At 64.1% G+C, this 18,105-nt stretch carries 17 protein-coding genes; 3 read left to right on the plus strand and 14 right to left on the minus strand.

Going from position 1 to position 18,105, the window contains the following annotated elements:
• Positions 1 to 18 precede the first annotated feature (18 nt).
• The 14 genes from L2A60_RS15400 to L2A60_RS15465 all read right to left on the minus strand — a co-directional run bounded on the left by L2A60_RS15400 (position 19) and on the right by L2A60_RS15465 (position 14,696).
• On the minus strand, positions 19 to 1,302 hold the full coding sequence (locus L2A60_RS15400) for a TrbI/VirB10 family protein (protein ID WP_235705339.1): 1,284 nt from the start codon (positions 1,300 to 1,302) through the stop codon (positions 19 to 21).
• The gene (gene trbG / locus L2A60_RS15405) at positions 1,299 to 2,282 is read right to left on the minus strand and encodes a P-type conjugative transfer protein TrbG (RefSeq protein WP_235705340.1); all 984 of its coding nucleotides are present in this window, start codon (positions 2,280 to 2,282) and stop codon (positions 1,299 to 1,301) included. The genes L2A60_RS15400 and trbG overlap by 4 nt, the downstream gene beginning before the upstream one ends.
• Positions 2,279 to 2,989: a conjugal transfer protein TrbF gene (trbF, locus tag L2A60_RS15410; RefSeq protein ID WP_235705341.1), complete on the minus strand. Its 711-nt coding sequence runs from the start codon at positions 2,987 to 2,989 to the stop codon at positions 2,279 to 2,281. The genes trbG and trbF overlap by 4 nt, the downstream gene beginning before the upstream one ends.
• Entirely contained in the window at positions 2,986 to 4,332 is a 1,347-nt protein-coding gene (gene trbL / locus L2A60_RS15415) for a P-type conjugative transfer protein TrbL (protein WP_235705342.1), read from the minus strand. The genes trbF and trbL overlap by 4 nt, the downstream gene beginning before the upstream one ends.
• Positions 4,325 to 4,663 (minus strand): putative entry exclusion protein TrbK-alt, encoded by a 339-nt coding sequence (trbK-alt, locus tag L2A60_RS15420; protein WP_013640694.1) that lies wholly within the window; start codon positions 4,661 to 4,663, stop codon positions 4,325 to 4,327. Before trbK-alt ends, trbL begins: the two co-directional genes overlap by 8 nt.
• Entirely contained in the window at positions 4,660 to 5,442 is a 783-nt protein-coding gene (trbJ, locus tag L2A60_RS15425) for a P-type conjugative transfer protein TrbJ (RefSeq protein WP_013640695.1), read from the minus strand. The genes trbK-alt and trbJ overlap by 4 nt, the downstream gene beginning before the upstream one ends.
• The gene (trbE, locus tag L2A60_RS15430) at positions 5,439 to 8,135 is read right to left on the minus strand and encodes a conjugal transfer protein TrbE (RefSeq protein ID WP_235705343.1); all 2,697 of its coding nucleotides are present in this window, start codon (positions 8,133 to 8,135) and stop codon (positions 5,439 to 5,441) included. Before trbE ends, trbJ begins: the two co-directional genes overlap by 4 nt.
• A gap of 18 nt (positions 8,136 to 8,153) precedes the next feature.
• Positions 8,154 to 8,426, minus strand: a complete 273-nt coding sequence (locus tag L2A60_RS15435) for a VirB3 family type IV secretion system protein (RefSeq protein ID WP_013640697.1) — start codon at positions 8,424 to 8,426, stop codon at positions 8,154 to 8,156.
• Complete coding sequence (locus tag L2A60_RS15440; RefSeq protein WP_235705344.1) at positions 8,423 to 8,827, minus strand: TrbC/VirB2 family protein; 405 nt, start codon at positions 8,825 to 8,827, stop codon at positions 8,423 to 8,425. Before L2A60_RS15440 ends, L2A60_RS15435 begins: the two co-directional genes overlap by 4 nt.
• The gene (trbB, locus tag L2A60_RS15445; protein ID WP_235705345.1) at positions 8,824 to 9,831 is read right to left on the minus strand and encodes a P-type conjugative transfer ATPase TrbB; all 1,008 of its coding nucleotides are present in this window, start codon (positions 9,829 to 9,831) and stop codon (positions 8,824 to 8,826) included. Before trbB ends, L2A60_RS15440 begins: the two co-directional genes overlap by 4 nt.
• On the minus strand, positions 9,818 to 10,333 hold the full coding sequence (locus L2A60_RS15450; RefSeq protein ID WP_235705346.1) for a conjugal transfer protein TraG: 516 nt from the start codon (positions 10,331 to 10,333) through the stop codon (positions 9,818 to 9,820). The genes trbB and L2A60_RS15450 overlap by 14 nt, the downstream gene beginning before the upstream one ends.
• Before the next feature lie 3 nt (positions 10,334 to 10,336).
• Complete coding sequence (locus tag L2A60_RS15455; protein ID WP_235705347.1) at positions 10,337 to 12,352, minus strand: conjugal transfer protein TraG; 2,016 nt, start codon at positions 12,350 to 12,352, stop codon at positions 10,337 to 10,339.
• A 191-nt stretch (positions 12,353 to 12,543) separates the two neighbouring features.
• Positions 12,544 to 13,938, minus strand: coding sequence for an ATP-binding protein (locus L2A60_RS15460; RefSeq protein WP_235705348.1), 1,395 nt, complete (start codon positions 13,936 to 13,938; stop codon positions 12,544 to 12,546).
• 32 nt (positions 13,939 to 13,970) lie between these two features.
• On the minus strand, positions 13,971 to 14,696 hold the full coding sequence (locus L2A60_RS15465) for a response regulator (RefSeq protein ID WP_235705349.1): 726 nt from the start codon (positions 14,694 to 14,696) through the stop codon (positions 13,971 to 13,973).
• Positions 14,697 to 14,931: 235 nt separating this feature from the next.
• Between L2A60_RS15465 and L2A60_RS15470 the strand changes: the two genes are divergently transcribed.
• From L2A60_RS15470 to L2A60_RS15480, 3 genes are all read left to right on the plus strand, one after another.
• Complete coding sequence (locus L2A60_RS15470) at positions 14,932 to 15,273, plus strand: hypothetical protein (RefSeq protein WP_041665086.1); 342 nt, start codon at positions 14,932 to 14,934, stop codon at positions 15,271 to 15,273.
• Positions 15,274 to 15,379: 106 nt separating this feature from the next.
• Positions 15,380 to 15,520, plus strand: coding sequence for a hypothetical protein (locus tag L2A60_RS15475; protein WP_172637315.1), 141 nt, complete (start codon positions 15,380 to 15,382; stop codon positions 15,518 to 15,520).
• A gap of 50 nt (positions 15,521 to 15,570) precedes the next feature.
• Positions 15,571 to 17,973, plus strand: coding sequence for an efflux RND transporter permease subunit (locus L2A60_RS15480; RefSeq protein WP_268920281.1), 2,403 nt, complete (start codon positions 15,571 to 15,573; stop codon positions 17,971 to 17,973).
• Positions 17,974 to 18,105 lie beyond the last annotated feature (132 nt).

Here is an 18,105-nt window from a genome sequence, read left to right on the forward strand (position 1 = left end):
CTTTTGCTCCCTTCCCTCTCACGACCCTGTGTAGGGTCGGAATACGATGTCGCGGTTGACCATCACGTCGAACGGGAATCCCGGACGAACGGTGAGGGTCGGCTGCACGCCAAGGTCATGCGAGACGATCTGCTGGCCCGCCTGGTTGGTCGCCTGGTCGCCACTCTGACCGAGCGAGATGATCAGATTGCCGGAACTGTTGCCACCAACGACGTTGTTGGTCGCGAGCGCGCTGGAGACGCCGAGCAAGGATGACAGCACGACGCCGCGCAGCAGCTTCCAGAAATGATAATCCACGCCGTCCTTGAGCCCCGCATATCCCTGGGTGTCGGCTGCGGGCAGATTGTCGAGCACGATCGAACTGCCATCCGGCATGATGAGGCGCGTCCAGATCAGCAGCACGCGCGATTGGCCGTAGGCGACGACGCTGTCATATTTGCCGATCAGCTTGGCGCCTTGGGGGACCAGCAGATAGCGGCCGGTGACGCTGTCGTAGACGTCCTGGGTTACCTGGGCAATCACCGGGCCGGGCAGATCGGAATTCAGGCCGGTGATCAGCGCGGCCGGAATGACGCTCCCGGCCATCAGCTCGTAGGGACTGATGGGTTTTTGCAGGCGGTCCGGCGAATAGACCGAGCGATCGACCGGGCTGTTCAGGAAGGCTTGTTTTTCTCCCTGCCCAGAATGGGTTTGTCTCGCGGCCAGTGTTGCACGCCGAGGATAGAATTGATCCGCTGGTCCACCGGGGGATGGATTTGCCGGTGCGCTGTTCGATACTGCTCCAGTCGAAGCGTCCTCACCGCCGGGGTTCGTGGTCATGGTGAAGAACACTCCGGCAAGGGCAGCCTGGTCATGGAGCCGGGCGGCTGCCTGTTCTGATGGATTGGTCGGCGCCGGCGCAAGATCGGGCGGTGAGGCCTGACCCAGCATTGGCGATCCGAGATCGCCCTGCAGCGGCGGTCCCAGTTGGGGAACCTTTGCAGGAGTGGGTGTCGACGTTGGCTTCGGCTTGGTCAGGCCAGCATAGCCCTTCGGCAAGCCATTCATTGCCTGGGCCGAAGGCCGAACATCGGTGTTGTAGAGCTGCTTGCCCGTGGTGATCCGAAAACTGTGCAGCGCGAACGCCCACCAAACCGCGCCGCCAATGCAGAGCGCGAGGCTACCGGCGGCGATAATCAGCGCCCGGCGCGACAGCCGGGTCACAGCGCGCGGCTGGGCGCGGATCGCAAACGATGCCGGATCAGCTTTCGGCGGCGGTGCCGAGGGGGGCACGGGCGCCTGGTTGTTCTCCGGGCCCGTCATCCGCTGCTGCCATCGGTGCGAGTGATCCGCACGATCTGCTGCGGCCCGGCGCCGAGGCGGAGCTCTGCTCCGGCGAACAGCCGATCGACGATCATCGTATTACCGCGCACCCGATAGTTGACGATCTCTGCCTTGCCGCCGGATGCGCCGAGGATGAACAGCGGCGGCATGTCGCCCTGGGCGATGCCGGGCGGGAACTGGATGTAGACCTTTGATCCGTCATCGAACACCTGCACGGGCCGCCACGGCGGGTGATCGCCGCTGATCCGGTACCGGAAATGTAAATCGGCAAGATCGACGTCACTCGCCGCGACGGTGCTGGCGTAATCGGTGGCGGCGGTGTTCTGCGCCTTGAGTGCCAGCAGATCATCCTGCGGGTAATTCCAGGACACCGCCGCCATGTAGGTCTGCTTCGTGGGATGGATCTCGAGGTGGTAGGCGCGCCGATTGGTCATGATGACGATGTTGTTCATCGGCAGATCGGCCGAGATCGGCTTGACTAGAACATGGACCTGCGTGGTCGGCCCGGACCCGCTGGTGGTATTGCCGATCTTCCATTGCACGGTATCGCCGGCGGCGATCGAGATCAGGCGCTCGCCGGGCTGCAGCGCGATATCGGTGACGTGCAGCGGTGAGGCGTAGATTTCATAGAGCGCGCCGGTCGACCAGGGGAACACCTGCATGGCGTTGATGTAGCCGTCGCGCGTCGGGTTGATCCGTGCGGCTGCATTGGCTGCAGCCACGCGCGCGACCGGGTTCGCTGGCTGCGCTGGTTGCCGATACGCCATAGCCGGGGGGAGTTTCTTCAACTGATCCGGCAAGGGCAGCGGTTCCGGCAGCTTCACCAGGCGAACGGGCGGCGGGGGCGGTGCAATCAGATGGGCCGGTTGCGGATCGCCATAGGCGATTTTCGGCACTTGCTGCGCGCAGGCGGAGAGTGCCAAGGCGCCGGCGACCGGGAGCAGGAGCAAAAATCTCATGGGGTGGATCCTTCGGTCTGGACGGTATTCACCTCGCGGGCCCAGCTGATCGCGTCGATGTAGATGCCGAGCGGATTCTGGCGCAGCGCCGCTTCGGTATGCGGGGTCTGGATCACCACGGTGAGGATGGCGGTCCAATGTTGGGCCGGCAAAGCGCTGCCATCCTGGTAGGGATGTTCCACCCAGGCGACGCGGAAGGAACTCGGACTTGCGCGGACGACGCTGGTGACATCGACGGTAATGGCGCGCTTGCCGATCCGTCCGAACGGATCGGCCCGGCGGGCATAGGCATCGAGCATCGGTTTGGCGTGGCTGGTAATCTGCGCGTAGGCATCGAGCCAGGCCTTGCGGACCACGACAGGATCGACCGAAAGGCCACGCACCCGCTCGATGAACTGTGCCAGAAAGTAAGTGATCTCGGTGTCGGTTGGCTGTACCTCGGTCTGCGCCGGCGCGACCGCCTGCACGGCACCCAGGTGGTTCACTTCGACGACGAAGGGCGTGACCATGGCGCGCGAATGGGTGCGAATATCGTCGGCGGTGACGACGGCCGTTAGGGCGAGGCATCCAAAAGCCATCAGCCGCCAGTTCGCGGCCTGAACCCGGGCGGAACCGATCCGCTGATCCCAGAGCTGCCCGGCACGCTGATAGGCTGTGGCCGGGGTTTCGGTCTCGGACATCCGCGCGGAGAATCGCCGCCATCTCATGTCCGGTCTCCTCGCAGATTGGGCCGCATCCCGCCGCCACCGGCTTCGCCCTCGCGGATAATTTGCTCCGCCGTCCGATAGGCTTGACGCCGCCGCAGATTTTCGGCCCAGGCTGGCGCGCCGGATCGAGCGGGAGTCCCCGCGGCGCCTGGCGACGATGCGGGTTCGGCACCGCTGCCTGAATCACCACCACCCGAACCACCATCACCGGAGCCGCTGCCGCCGGTCGCCGCCCAGCCGGCACGCTGACCTGCGGCAAAGCGATCGCGCAATCCCGACGTAGCGTTCAGGGCGATGCCGCGTAATCCGCTGCCAGCCACACCGGCGGCACCACGGGCGACGCCGCCAAGGCCGGCCGAGACTGAGCCGCCACCAGCGACGCTGCCCGAGGCGTAGGCACCGCTGGCACCGCCAGCGAGGGACGTTGCGCCGCCGATGCCGGAGGCCGCGGCGCGGACCGCCGCGATTCCGCCTGTTCCGGCCAACGTGACAACACCGGCAGCGGCACCGCCCGCTGCAGCAGCACTGCCAAGGCCAAGCTGCGGCGCGCCGGAGGTGATACCGGCCGCGAGGCGGTTCGCCGAGAAGGCGAGACCGGCGATGGTCATGGATGCCAGCAGGATGGTGAGCGCGTCCTGCAGCGACAGTACCGCCGACGGGTTGCTCGGCAGGATCTGACTGAACAACTGGGTGCCGATGCCGGTCACCACGGCAAACACCAGAACACGGACCCCAGAGGTGACGATCTGGCCGAGCACCGGCTCGGCGATGAAGGCGGTGCCGCGCCAGAGGGCGAAAGGAACGAGGATGAAGCCTTTGAGGGTCGTGAGCTTGAATTCGATAATGGCCAGGAACAGCAGGATCGCCAGCACGAAGAAGCCGAGCAGCGTGACGATCCAGGACAGACCCATGACCAGGATCTCGCCGAGGTTCCAGAAGATGTTCGGAAACCCGGCGAGGCGCTGGATTTGCGAGAGCAGGACATCGGCGCCTTGCACCCCGGCTTGGGCGAGCAGGCCGGGATGGAGGAATTGGGCATAGGTAAGGGACGATCCGGTTGCCTTCAGACCGAGCCCGGCAAAGCTGTTGAAGACGATCTCTGCCAGAAGCTGCCAGTTGTTCAGGATGAATGCAAAAAAGCCGACATACAGGACTTTCTTAGCGAAGGCTTGGATGACGTTGTCCTCGCCGAGAGCCCAGGCAAGCCCAGCCAGTGTCGCATCGATACCGATCAGAACAACGACCAGGAAGCCGACATCGGGCGAGATGAGCCCAAACCCAGAATTGATGTACTGACTGAAAACATTCAGAAAGTGGTCGATGATGGACGGATTACTACCCATGCGGCGCTCCAGCCGCTAGTGGTGAAATTGCATGTTCATGTTCAGATGGAACGAACTTGTTTGGGGTATTTTTGAAGAGATTGACCGGCTTCTGCGTATAGGTCGGGGTATGACCGAAGAACCGCTTGTTCTCGGCCTGCCACGCGGTGTGGCAGCGCGCATCGGTATTGGCCGCCATGCCGAGCTGCTTGCAGCGATCGAGTTCGGCGGTAAGCATTTTGGGGTTGGCGACGAGTTGATCGATCGTCGGGGCGTTCGCCCATGCCGGCGCAGACAGACTGGGCAGACCGACAACGACAAATGAAATAGCGACAAGGGTTTTGACGTTCATGGTGCTGATCCTCCGAACAGATTGACCGGAGCAAAAGTATAGCCGACGCCGTTGCCGTAGAAGCGTTGCCATTCGGCTTGCGCGGCCGATCGGACCTCGGCATTTTGCATGGCATTCGCGGCCTGGGCACGGGCATCCGCGGCGATCAGGTCCTGGGTCGCGGAAAGCTGGCGCGATTGCAGGGCGAGCAGCTGATTGCTGGACTGGATCGCCTGCAGCGCACCCACCGCGCCCTGGCTCGCGGTGACCAAGGATGAAAGATCGGCCTGATCGGCGGGGATCGCGGCGACGATCTGGCTTTGTACGTCCATCGTCTGTTGGAAGGTGTTGATCGAGGCCTGCCAGCGCGCATTGGCATCGGCCAGCAGGCTGGCCTGGGTGACATTGCCCTGGAATCCTGCCGATTGGTAGTTCGGATAGAGGGTGCGGAACTGTTGCTGCACCTGCTGGACGCTATAGGCAAGGCTTTGTGCCTGCCCCATCAGCTGGTTGATCTGCCCCATCGAGGATTGCAACTGGGACAGAACCGAGAACGGCAATGCGGTCAAATTACGCGCCTGATTCTCCAGCATGGAGATGCCTTGCTGGAGCTGGGCGATCTGGTTGTTGACCTCGTCCAGCGTCCGCGCGGCTGTCAGCACGTTCTGGGTCAGGTTCGAAAAATCGATTACCGGGATGGCGGCTTGCGTCGCGATCGGGACGGCGATCGCTAACACGGCGATCAACCCCATGCTGACGATCTTCTTCTGTCGGTGCCTAGACCGGGCGGGGCGATTCATGATGGGACCTCCATCGGGGGAGTGGTGCGCATGTTGGATTCGTGTTGCGCTTCGACATCATCGTCGAAAGGGAGATGCGGGTGCTGCAGGGGAGGCTCGACGCCGGCATCAAGCTGCAATCGATAACGAGTTTTTGCGCCGCCATTCGAATGATCCGAAGCCACGGGGCGTGAGGCTGGTAGAAGCTCCGCCGCCCAAGCGAGACCGCGCTCACGCAGCCAAGCCCCCGGAAAATCATCAGGTCCGTGGGTGGCCATTACCCGGTCGATCGCGGCGAGGTCTTCCGCCCGGCTGGCGCCGCAGAACGCCAGCGTGATGTCGCCGAGGCCGAGTTCGAATAGCCGGCAACCGGCGGCCGACTGGAACCAGTATTCGCGTTTGGGGACCGCGCGCGCGATGGTCTCGATCTGCCGGTCATTGAGGCCGAGACGCGCATAGGCGTCCCGGCTCTCCGGTTCGATCGCGCGTGCATTTGGCAGGAAGATGCGCGACAGGCAGCTTTCGATCACGGCAGGGGCGACCGGCGAGCGGGTGATATCGGCAAGGCTCTGGGTCGAGAACAGCACCGAGGCATTCTTGCGCCGGAGCGTCTTGAGCCATTCACGCAGTTTTGGCGCAAAGACCAGATCATCCAGGGCGAACCACGCCTCGTCGACCGCGATCAGGGTCGGCCGGCCGTCGAGCCCGGCTTCAATCCGGTGAAATAGATAGGTCAGCACGGCGCGCGCCGCGTGTTTCGAGCCGAGCAGATCCTCGGTCTCGAAGGCGAGTACGTCGGTGGTGCCGATGCTCTCCTGCTCGGCATCGAGCAGCCGGCCGAACGGTCCGGCGATCGTATAGGGCTCCAGCGCCGCCTTGAGCCGGTTGGCCTGCAACAACGCGGCAAAACCCGATAGTGTGCGCTCCGGCCATGGCGCCGTCGCCAGCGAACCGAGCGCTGACCAGATGGCACCGCGAACCTCGGGCGTGAGTTCGATGCTCTCCTGGACGAACAGGGTGGCGATCCAGTCCGCTGCCCAGGCCCGCTCGGCGGCATCATCGATCCGCGCCAGCGGCTGGAAGGCGACGGCGTGATCATGCTGGTGCGAGACATCACCGCCAAGCGCGAGATCGTGGAATGCCCCGCCCATGCCAAGCACGGTCGCCTTGGAGGATCGTCCCTTGTCGAAGATCACCACGCGCGCGCCGGGATAGTGGCGGAACTGCAGCGCGATCAGCGCCAGAAGTACGCTCTTGCCGGCGCCGGTGGGGCCGACGATCAGCGTGTGCCCCACGTCCCCCTGGTGCAACACCAAGCGGAACGGCGTCGATCCGGCGGTATGGGCGATCAGCAGCGGCGGACCGTCGAGATGCGTGTTGCGCTCCGGTCCCGCCCAGACCGCCGAGAGCGGCAGCAGGTGGACGAGGTTGAGCGAGGAGACCAGCGGCTGGCGGATATTGGCGTAGCACTGGCCGGGCAGGCTGCCGAGCCAGGCTTCCACCGCGTTCAGGGTTTCTTCGACGGCGACGAAACCCTGCGCGCGCATCGCGCGACCGACCTGGCGGATCTTTTCGGCGACCGCTGCTTCGTCGGTATCCCAGACCGTCACCGTCGCGGTGAAATAGCCGAAGCTGACGGCATCGGAGCCGAGTTCCTGGAGTGCGAGATCGGCGTCGAGCGATTGGTTCTCAGCGTCGGTATCGAGCAGTCGGGTCTCCTGCTGCCAGATCACCTCGCGCAGCAGGGCGGCGATGCCCTTGCGCTTGGCCCACCAATGCCGGCGCTTCTTGCCCAACTCCTTCTGCGCCTCGGGTTTTTCCAGGGGTAGCCAGCGCGCGACCCAGCGGTATTCGAGAGGCAGGCGGTTGAGTTCGTCCAACAATCCCGGCCAGGTCCGGTCCGGCAAGCCACGAAGCGTGATGGTACGGAGATGGCACTGCCCGAGCATCGGCGCGACGCCCGGCGTCAGATCGCAGTCAGGCAGCAGCCCGTCGAGATAGAACGGTATCTCCGGCACGGCGACCGGATGGTGCCCGTTGGCCGAAATCGTGGCATGCAGATAGGCCAATGTCTCGGCGTCACCGAGCCATGTGCAATCCGGCATGAGAGAGGCGAGCAAATCGAGCACGCGGTCGGTCTCGGCGGCGAATCCGTCCAGAATGCCGCGCCAGTCGATCTCGCTGGACTCGCCCTGCCTTCGTCCTCGGCCTTGTACTGCGTGTTGGTCTTGGTCGTGGTTGTGGGCCTGCCCTTGGGGCTGGCGTTGTCGCTGATCCGGTTGATGGCCCCGCTCGTAGAGCAGCCGGTTGGTGCGCTCGGCGCGTTCCGGTGGCGCGAGATAGCAGAACGTCAGATAATACCGGCTCTCGAAATGCGCCCCCTCCTCCTCGAAGCCGTGCCGGCGCTCTTCATCGACCAGCCACGACACCGGATCGGGGAATGAACTCGCCGGATAGCCCGGAGCGGCGGATCGTGCGGCCTCGACAAAGATCGCCCAGCCTTCACCGAGCCGCTTGAGCGCGTTATTTACCCGCGCGGTCACCGCGATCAATTCGGCTGCGGTGCTGGAATCGAGATCAGGACCGCGGAATTGCGCGGTACGCTGGAAGGCACCGTCCTTGTTCAGCACGAAGCCCGGACCGACCAGCCCCGCCCAAGGCAGAAAGTCGGCGAGTTCCCTGCGTCTGGTTTGATATTCCCGAAGGTCGAGCATCTCCCGTTCCGCTCCTGGTCAGGTGTCGAGATGATGCCGCGCGGCGCGCAGATGCCGCGCGAAGACCGGCCCGAATTGCGGGTCCTGGCGGGTCAGGAACAACGCTGCGGTATGGCCGATCAGATAGATCGCGATCCCCGCCAGCCAGAGCTGCAGTCCGAGTCCGATCGCCGCCGCCAGCGTGCCGATCGCGATCGCCATGCCGCGCGGGATGCCCGCGAGCAGGATCGGCTCGGTCAGGCTGCGATGCAGCGGCACCGACCAGCCGGGGATGTCTGCCGGGTTGCTCATCCGACCAACGCCCCGCCGGAGAAATTGAAGAAGGTCAGGAAGAAACTCGCAGCGGCGAAGGCGATCGACAGGCCGAAGACGATCTGGATCAGACGGCGCATGCCACCGGAGCTTTCGCCAAAGGCGAGACCAAGGCCGGTGCCGATAATGATCAGCACGGCGATGATTTTTGCCACCGGCCCCTCGATCGAATTCAGGATTTGTTGGAGCGGCTGCTCCCACGGCATATTTGATCCAGCCGCCAGGGCGGAGGCCGGCCACAACATCGCGCCGGCCAGAATGGCGATCAGGTTCGGCTGCCAAGGATGGACCGGGGTCGTCAAATGCTTGGAAGGTCCGGGCGTTTTGGGCGCCTTGAGTGCATCGGACGTTTTAAGTTTCTGGAGCGATTTGAGTGTCATGGATGGCTCCCGGGCTGGAGGAGAAAAACATTGGAATCTGGGGCCGACCCGATCTCGGCGAGAGCGTAGTCGCCGGCGGTCAGCGTCTTGGCGACCTGCCAGAGTCCAGCGAGGCGGCGGTGCCGGCCGCGGCCGTGCAGAACGGCGATCAGGTCGATGGTCTCGGCGATCAGCGGGCGCGGCACGTTGACCACCGTCTCCTGGATCAGCTGCTCCAGCCGGCGCAGCGCGCCGAGGGCAGAGCCCGCATGGATCGTACCGATCCCGCCGGGATGGCCGGTGCCCCAGGCCTTCAGCAGGTCGAGCGCCTCTGCTCCGCGGACTTCGCCGATCGGAATCCGATCGGGCCGCAGGCGCAGGCTGGAGCGGACCAGATCGGCGAGCGAACAGACGCCATCCTTGGTGCGGAGTGCAACAAGGTTCGGTGCTTCGACCTGGAGTTCACGGGTATCCTCGATCACCACGACGCGATCGCCGGTGTCGGTGACCTCCTTGAGCAGCGCATTGGCGAGCGTGGTCTTGCCGGTCGAGGTGCCCCCGGCGACCAGAATGTTCCAGCGTTCGGTGATGGCGGTGCGCAGCAGGGCTGCCTGACCCGGCAGCATGATCCCGGCCGCGGCGTAATCGTCCAGCGAGAACACCGCGATGGCGGGTTTGCGGATGGCGAACGTCGGGCCTGCCACGACCGGTGGCAGCAGACCCTCGAAGCGTTCGCCGGTCTCGGGCAGTTCGGCCGAGATGCGCGGATTACTCGGGTGAGCCTCAAGCCCGACATGATGGGCGACCAGGCGGATGATCCGTTCGCCATTGGCGGGCTGCATGATCAGGCCGGTATTGGCGAGGCCTGTGCCGAGCCGGTCCACCCAGAGTTTGCCGTCCGGGTTGAGCATCACCTCGACGATCTCCGGGTCCGCCAGCAGCGCCGCGATGGCCGGACCCAGTGCGGTGCGCAGCATGCCCACCGAGCGGGTCAGCAAGACCCCTACCCCATCAGAGCCCGACATTTTTGTCCTCCATCCCGGCCAGGACCGCGTCATGGTCGTCCGTGTTACCGCTGGCGCCGGTGCTGGTGCCCGCCGCCACATTGTCCCGCCCATTGAATTCGGGAGTAATCTCTTTGCTGATCTCGCGGACCAGGGAGTCGCTGCGCTGGAGCCGTTTGGCCAAAATCTCGATGAAACCCTGGTAACGGCTCGCGCCGCGGGCCTTGGCGGCATCCTGCTGGTCGGGCGGGATCGGTGGTGAGGCTGACAGCCAGAACCGCACGAACTGGGCCTGCACCTCGATGGCGATGGTCAGGTCGCGCTCGATCCGCTCCATGTGCCGCGATAGGCGATCCAGCCGGCGGACAAAGGCGGCTTCGCGGCGATCCAGCGCGTCGGGCGAGAGGAACGCCATGACCGCCGCCTCGACCAGTTGCGAGCGATGGATACCCTGGCGCAGCGCAAAAGTGGTGAGCTGGTCGGCGAGTTTGGGATCGAAGTAGCAGTTGAGGCGGCTCTTCATGATCTACATGTCCAGTCCCAGGCCATCGTCGTGATCCATCGCAACGGCGCGCACGGCTTGCCGTTGCAGCGCCGCCAGGGTCCGCTGGCGCTGCGGCTCGTCGTCCGGGTCATCCTCCGGGAAATCGAATTCGTGAGCCGGCTCGCGCATCGGAACGACGGACTCGTGCGCCGGGAGTTCCGGCTCCTGGCGAATGCCGCCATTGGCCGGATCGGCAGGTGCTTCGTCTGCCTTGCTGAATTCGAAGCCGCGGGTTCCGATCGCGGCTATTCCGGTCCAGTCATCGCCGCGCGATGGCGGGCGATCACCATAGCCGTGTTCCGACAGCACTGGCGCAGGCAGCATCCGGTCCCGGAACGCTGGTTCCTCATAGTATCGCAGCTTCTTGGCCCGGATCGGCGGCAGGCCGGCGATCATGATGATCTCGTCGGTCGGCGGCAGCTGCATCACCTCGCCAGGCGTCAGCAGCGGTCGCGCCGTCTCCTGGCGACTGACCATCAGATGCGACAGCCATGGTGCCAGCCGATGGCCGGCGTAATTCTTCATGGCGCGGAGTTCGGTCGCGGTGCCGAGCGCGTCGGACACACGCTTGGCGGTCCGTTCGTCGTTGGTCGCGAAGCAGACCCGGACATGGCAATTATCCAGGATCGCGTCGTGCTCGCCATAGGCTTTCTGGATCTGGTTAAGCGACTGCGCGATCAGAAAGGCGCGAATGCCATAGCCAGCCATGAAGGCGAGCGTGGACTCGAAGAAGTCCAGCCTTCCCAATGCCGGGAATTCATCGAGCATCAAGAGCAACCGCGATGAATTTGCCCTGGCGGCGCGCCGCATGGGGTCGTCCAGCGTCTCGGTAAGACGCCGGCCGATCTGGTTGAGCACCAGGCGGATCAACGGCTTGGTGCGCGAGATATCCGAAGGTGGCACGACGAGATAGAGCGAGACCGGGCGTTCCACCGACGCCAGATCGGCGATTCGCCAATCGGAGTGGGAGGTGACCTTCGCCACCACCGGGTCGCGATAGAGACCGAGGAACGACATCGCCGTGCTGAGCACGCCGGAACGCTCGTTCTCCGATTTGTTCAGGAGTTCGCGTGCCGACTGCGCGATGACCGGATGCACGCCGCCCGCACCCAGATGCCGTGTGGTCATCATCGCGCGCAGCGTCCGCTCGATCGGCCGCGTCGGGTCGGAGAGGAAGGTGGCGACACCGGCCAGGGTCTTGTCCGGCTCGGCGTAGAGCACGTGCAGGATCGCGCCGACCAGCAGCGAGTGGCTGGTTTTCTCCCAATGGTTGCGCCGCTCCAGCGCGCCCTCGGGATCGACCAGCACATCGGCGATGTTCTGCACATCCCGCACCTCCGATTCGCCGCGGCGAACTTCGAGCAGCGGGTTGTAGGCGGCGGAGCGCGGGTTGGTCGGGTCGAACAACAGACAGTGGCTGAACTGGGCACGCCAGCCGGCGGTCAGGGTCCAGTTCTCGCCTTTGATGTCGTGGACGATCACGCTGCCGGTCCATGACAGCAATGTCGGCACGACTAGGCCGACGCCCTTGCCCGAACGGGTGGGGGCGAAGCACAGCACGTGCTCCGGCCCGTCGTGATGGAGCGTGTGCGCGCTCATCCGCCCGAGATGGACACCGGTGCCACGGAACAAGCCCGCTGTTTCGATATCGCGCTTATCCGCCCAGCGGGCGGAGCCGTAGGTGGTGACGTGGCGGGCGTGCCGCGCGCGGAGCACCGAAGCCGCAATCGCCAGCAGCGCCGCGCCAAGACCGCCAGCGGACGCGATCACCGCTCCCTTGGCAAAAACTCCGGGCGCATAGACATCAAAATGGTACCACCAGGCGAAGAACAGTTGCGGCTGGTAGAGCCTGGTAGATCCAAGGCGGAGCCAGGGCACCCCGAGCGCAGGCTGAAAGCCAAGCCGCCAGGCGGTCCACTCCGTCGCCACCCAACAGCCGAGCAGCACGATCGCCAGCGCTCCCAGCATCTGGCCCCAGAGAATTTTCGTTCCGCTCATCAACCCGCTCATGGATAAGAACGGGCATAGATAGAGAGCCAGAAAATCAGCCGCGCAACAGGAAAAACTCTTTGTCGTAAAAGATCGAAGAAATAGAAACGGACGGCGGCGTGCTTGATAACTACGTTATGTCACATGTTGGGGTCGCGCGAAGAATCCGCGGCCGGGGAGAATTCCCACACATCCCATGCTTATCGCGGCAGGGTTACTCGGACCGAGAGGCCGCCGCTGGAGCGGTTCGCGAGTTGGATCGTGCCACCATGTGCCTCGACAACGGCCAACGCGATGGCGAGACCGAGGCCACTGCCGCCGGTCTCTCGGCTGCGCGATTCCTCGATCCGGTAGAACGGCTCGAAGACCTTGGAAAGCTCGGCAGCGGGAATGCCCGGTCCATGATCATCGATCGTGACCGTCACCGTATGCCGATCGGACGCGATTGCCACATCCGCCGACCCACCATATTTGACGGCATTATCAAGCAGGTTAACAAACGCACGACGCAGCGCGACTGGCTGGCAGCTCATCGTGACCGGTGCGGCCGGTGCCATTGCCACGTTCAAACCGGCATCGGCCAGATCATCGACGATCGCAACCAGCAGTGCTGCCAGATCGATGCGCCGGAGCGGTTCGACTGCTGCGTCATCGCGGGCGAAAGCGAGTGTCGCTTCAATCATCTGGTTCATCGACGCGATGGCCGCCACCATGCGTTCGCGTTCCTCGACTTCCTGCACATCCTCAACGCGCAACTGCAGCAAGGTGAGCGGGGTGCGGAGATCGTGTGAGAGCGCCGCCAGCATGCGGGTGCGGCTTTCCACCAATTGCCGCAGACGGGCCTGCATCAAGTTGAACGCATGCGCCGCCTGGCGCGTCTCCGTACTGCCGATCTCGGCAAGTGGCGGTGCTGCAACATCGCGACCCAGCCGCTCGGCCGCCTCGGCCAGCGTCCTGAGTGGCGCGGTGACCCGCCGCACCGCCCATACGGAAGCCGGGACGACGATCATGCCCATCGCTACCAAAGCGATCAGGAATGGCCAGGAGAGCCCAAACCCGCTTGGGGGGAGCACAACGGCGAAAGTGACCCACGGTCCGCTGGGAAGCCTCACCGCCGCCCGCATGCGACGCCCAGCCATCATGCCCGGCATCCCTGAACGATCCATCATCGGCATGCCCCGCAACGATGGCTGGTGCATCATCGCCATCATGCCATGCGGCGCGGTCAGCGCCCGAAGCGACGCGGTTCCAACGGTGACGTGCAAGCTGTTCGTCAGGTTCGGCGGCAACTGGCGGGCCAGGAACGCGTGAATCGTCCGCGCCCCCGCGCCCGTTGCCCGAATCTTCGCCCAGGATGGGCGGTGGGTCGATAACGTGATCTGTAGCGTCTCGCCACTTGCCGCCCTGACGAGCCGGCCGCCCCAATCGGCCGGCACGTCATCGATCAGGCGCGCCAGATTAACGATCCGCTGGGTGGCCGCGAAGGCACCCATTTCGCGCACGACCGTCGCTTGGTTGAAGGCAAGGATCGAGATCCCGAGCAGGGCCGAGAACACCAGCCCGGCCAGCAGGATCAGTACGGTCTGGCCGAACAACGTGGCTGGAGCCAAACGGGGCATCCGCGACATCAATCGCCCCGCCGGAGCGGCTCGGCCGCGGGTGTGAACATGTAGCCGCTGCCCCAGATCGTCTTGATCAGTTGCGGCTCGGAGACGTCCCGCTCGATCTTGCGGCGCAACCGGCTGATTTGGGTATCGATGCTGCGATCGAGCGGGGCAGCATTGCGCCCACGCGCCAGATCGAGCAATTGTTCGCGGCTCAGGACATGCTGGGGCCGTTCGACCAACACCAGAAGCAGGTCGAACTCGCCGGAACTCAGGGGCACGCTTACACCGTCCTCGCCCAATAATTCCCGGCGTTCGACATCCAGCACCCAACGATCGAAGCGGTATCGCCCGGCTTGCCGCCCAGGCTCGCTGACAAACGGGGCGCGACGCAAGACCGCCCGGATCCGGGCGATCAGCTCACGGCTGCCAAACGGCTTCGGCAGATAGTCATCAGCGCCCATCTCTAAGCCGATGACCCGATCGACCTCTTCGCCCTTGGCCGTCAGCATGATGATCGGCACGCGGCTTTCCGTGCGCACCGAGCGACAGAGCGACAGCCCATCCTCGCCCGGCAGCATGAGGTCGAGCAGGATCAGGTCGATCCGGTTGTCGGCCAGCAGTTTGCGCATGGCGCGGCCGTCGGCCGCCAGACTGACCCGGAACCCTTCGCGTTGCAGCACCCGCTGCACCAGATCGCGAATTTCGCGATGGTCTTCGACGAGCAGGATATGTGGGGCTTCGTTCATGTTCGTGATCTAGCCGGGCACAGCAGAACATGCCTCAACAAATATGTGTCAGGTTGTGTCGGATGCCCGGCGTGGCAGGAATTGTCACAGCTTTGCCTCCCGCTGACAATCTTCGGTGACAAATGATCCGTATATTGCTTCTCGGCGGGCAAGGTTCTGCCGTTGCGGCAGACGGGGGATATCCGTTGGATCGCGACGAGCCCCTTTGCCTGCGCCAGGAAGAAGGAAAAATGCCATGAAGATTCTGTCCGCTATGCTGCTCTCGGTGGCTGTGGTCGCGACGGCGGTCCCGGCTCTGGCCGCAACCACGCCCCCGACACCGCCCGTGTCTGCATCCCAGTCCAACCGCGCCGGGACCATGCCGCGGTGGAATGGCATGTCGGGTGGCTGGATGATGGGAGGCAGGATGATGTCCTATCGGGGTGGCCAGAGCGGGATAATGGGTCCCATGATGGTCATGATGCGGATGATGACCACGGTGCGCGGAACCTCGAACCGGGCGGGTTCTATGCCGGGCTATTCGATGATGGGCAGACCGCCGGCCAGACCGGCCGGGACGCAGTCCCAGTCGCATTAACGACCCGAAATGGTGGTCAAACGCTGCGGAGAGTCCTCGACTGGCTTGACCACAGGTGGTCAGGCCAGTCCGAGGAGCCTGCAACGAACCATGGGAAAGTAAGACAATGATGGGCGCCGGCATGATGAATGGTTGGGGATGGGGCATGATGGGAGGTGCCAGCCTGGTTTGGCTCCTGATCGTGATCCTCGTCATTCTCGCAATCGTCGCGTTGGCTAAATACGTCTTTTCGGGACGACGCGACTGATCCACGGGTTGGCGTGACCGTTCGATCATGGCGGGCGCCAGCGACTGGATCTGTCGGCAGACGAAAAACAGCGTTTCCGCCCCGACGTCGACCGGGAGACGCGCGCAGACAAATCCGCTTGGCGCACCACGCCGGCCATCAGCATCGCCTTCGCCAAGCGCTCCGGGTCCAACGCCGTCGTCATCGCGCACACGATCCGCGAACGCCTCACCTCGCTGCGCGGAAGATTGATCCCGCGCGATGTTGCGGTCACGATCACCCGCGACGATGGTCGCAGCGCCAACGCCAAGGTCAACGACCTATTGTTCCATCTGGCGCTGGCTACCGCTTCGATTGTGCTGCTGATCGCCTTCACCATCGGCTGGCGCGCGGCGGCGGTGACCGGGGTGGTGATTCCCACCACCGTGCTGCTGACCATCTTCGCGTCCTGGATCCTCGGTTTCTCGATCAACCGCGTCAGCCTGTTCGCGCTGATCTTTGCGATTGGCATCCTGGTGGATGACGCCATCGTGGTGATCGAGAACATCTCCCGCCACTGGGAGATGCGCGACGAGCGGACGCGCCTGCAATCGGCGATCGAAGCGGTTGCCGAGGTTGGCAACCCAACCATCATCGCGACATTGACGGTGATCACCGCGCTGCTGCCGATGCTGTTCGTCTCCGGCTTGATGTGCCCCTATATGGCGCCGATTCCGATCAATGCCTCGATAGCGATGGCATTTTCGTTCTTCATGGCGACGATCGCGGTGCCCTGGATGATACTGAAACTCGCACCACGCAATCGGCATGCTGGGTCACATCCTCATGCAGTCCGCAATAGCCTTGCGGGATGGTATTGGCGCATCGCCGAGCCGATGATCCGAACCCGCGGGCGCGCCCTGATCTTTCTGCTCGGCGTCGGTTTCGCCACGCTCGCAGCGCTCTCGCTGTTCTATTTCGATGTGGTGACGGTGAAGCTGCTACCGTTCGGCAACAACTCGCATCTGACGGTGGTCCTCGATCTGCCGGCCGGCGCATCGCTCGAAGCCACTGAGCAAACCCTGTTCGCGCTGGCGCGCCGCGCCGAGACCGTCCATGATGTCAGATCCGTTACGGCCTATGCCGGCACTGCCGGCCCGTTCGACTTCAACGGCCTGGTGCGGCACTACTACGCGCGGCAGGCACCAAACCAGGGCGAGTTGCACATCCTGCTGAAGCCACGCGACGAGCGTGACGAACTCACGAACACCATCGCCGGGCATCTGCGCAGGGCGGTGCGTACGGTCACCCTGCCGCCGGGGGCGACCCTGCAGATCGTCCAGTCGCCGCCCGGCCCGCCGGTGCTCGCTCCGCTGGTCGCCGAGATCTACGCGCCGAACGCCAAGCTCCGGCTTGCCGAGGCGCGCGAAGTCAAGCGTCTCTTCGCGCGCGTGCCCTATATCGCCGACATCCATGATTCCTGGGGCTACCGGCGGCCACAGCTCGACATCACCGTTGATCAGAGCAAGCTCAATTTCTACAAGGTCGAGCAGTCGGATGTGAATGCGACGATCCGTGACCTGCTCGGCGGGGTCGCGGTCGGCTACGCGTATCGCGGAGCGGAGCACCTGCCGGTCGACATCACCGTGGGTCTGCCGAATGACGGCCGCTCCTGGAACGACACGCTGGCGGCGACACCGATCCCGGCCAGTGCGATTCCCGGCGCGACATCCGTCGTCGAACTCGGCCAGATTGTCACCGCAAAACAATCGCAAGGCTCCTATTCGATCTATCGGCGCGACGGCCAGTTCGCCGACATGATCGAAGCCGATCTCGCGGGAAAATTCCAGGCGCCAATCTACGCGATTTTCGCGGTCGATCATCTGATCGCGCAGCATCATTGGACCAAGGCACTACCGAAACCAGCAATCGGCCTTGCCGGTGCACCACTGAATGACGCGACGCCGACACTGCGCTGGGCCGGCGAGTGGCGCGTTACCTATGTCACCTTCCGCGACATGGGGGCTGCGTTCATCGTCGCCCTGCTCGGAATCTATGTCCTTGTCGTCGGCCAGTTCCGCAGCTTCAAGATCCCGCTGGTGATCCTGACTCCGGTGCCGCTCACGCTGATCGGCATCATGCTTGGCCACTGGCTGCTCGGAGCGTATTTCACCGCGACTTCGATGATCGGCTTCATCGCGCTCGCCGGGATTATTGTGCGCAATTCGATCCTGCTCGTCGATTTTATCCGTCGCGGCCAGGACGGAGTCACTCCGCTACGTCGCGTGCTGCTGGACGCCGGCGCAATCCGTGCGAAGCCGATCCTGCTGACGGCACTTTCGGCGATGATCGGCGCGGCGGCCATCCTGCCCGATCCGATCTTCCAGGGCCTGGGGATCTCTCTGCTGTTCGGCTTGGCATCCTCGACGCTGCTGACCCTGTTGGTGATCCCGGCGATCTACGTGGTGCTGCGCGATGACGGCAAGCCGGCTTAAGTCGCACCGACTAGTACCCTCCGTCATTGATTTTGCGGCGGACCTTCGATTCGATGACTCCGCAACGACGGAGATGGTTCGTGACCGCGAAACAAAGTGCCGTAAAGAAGTATGTGGTGAAGCTCAGCCTCG

Origin of the sequence: Acidiphilium iwatense, from assembly GCF_021556475.1 — a bacterium.
Lineage (GTDB): Bacteria > Pseudomonadota > Alphaproteobacteria > Acetobacterales > Acetobacteraceae > Acidiphilium > Acidiphilium iwatense.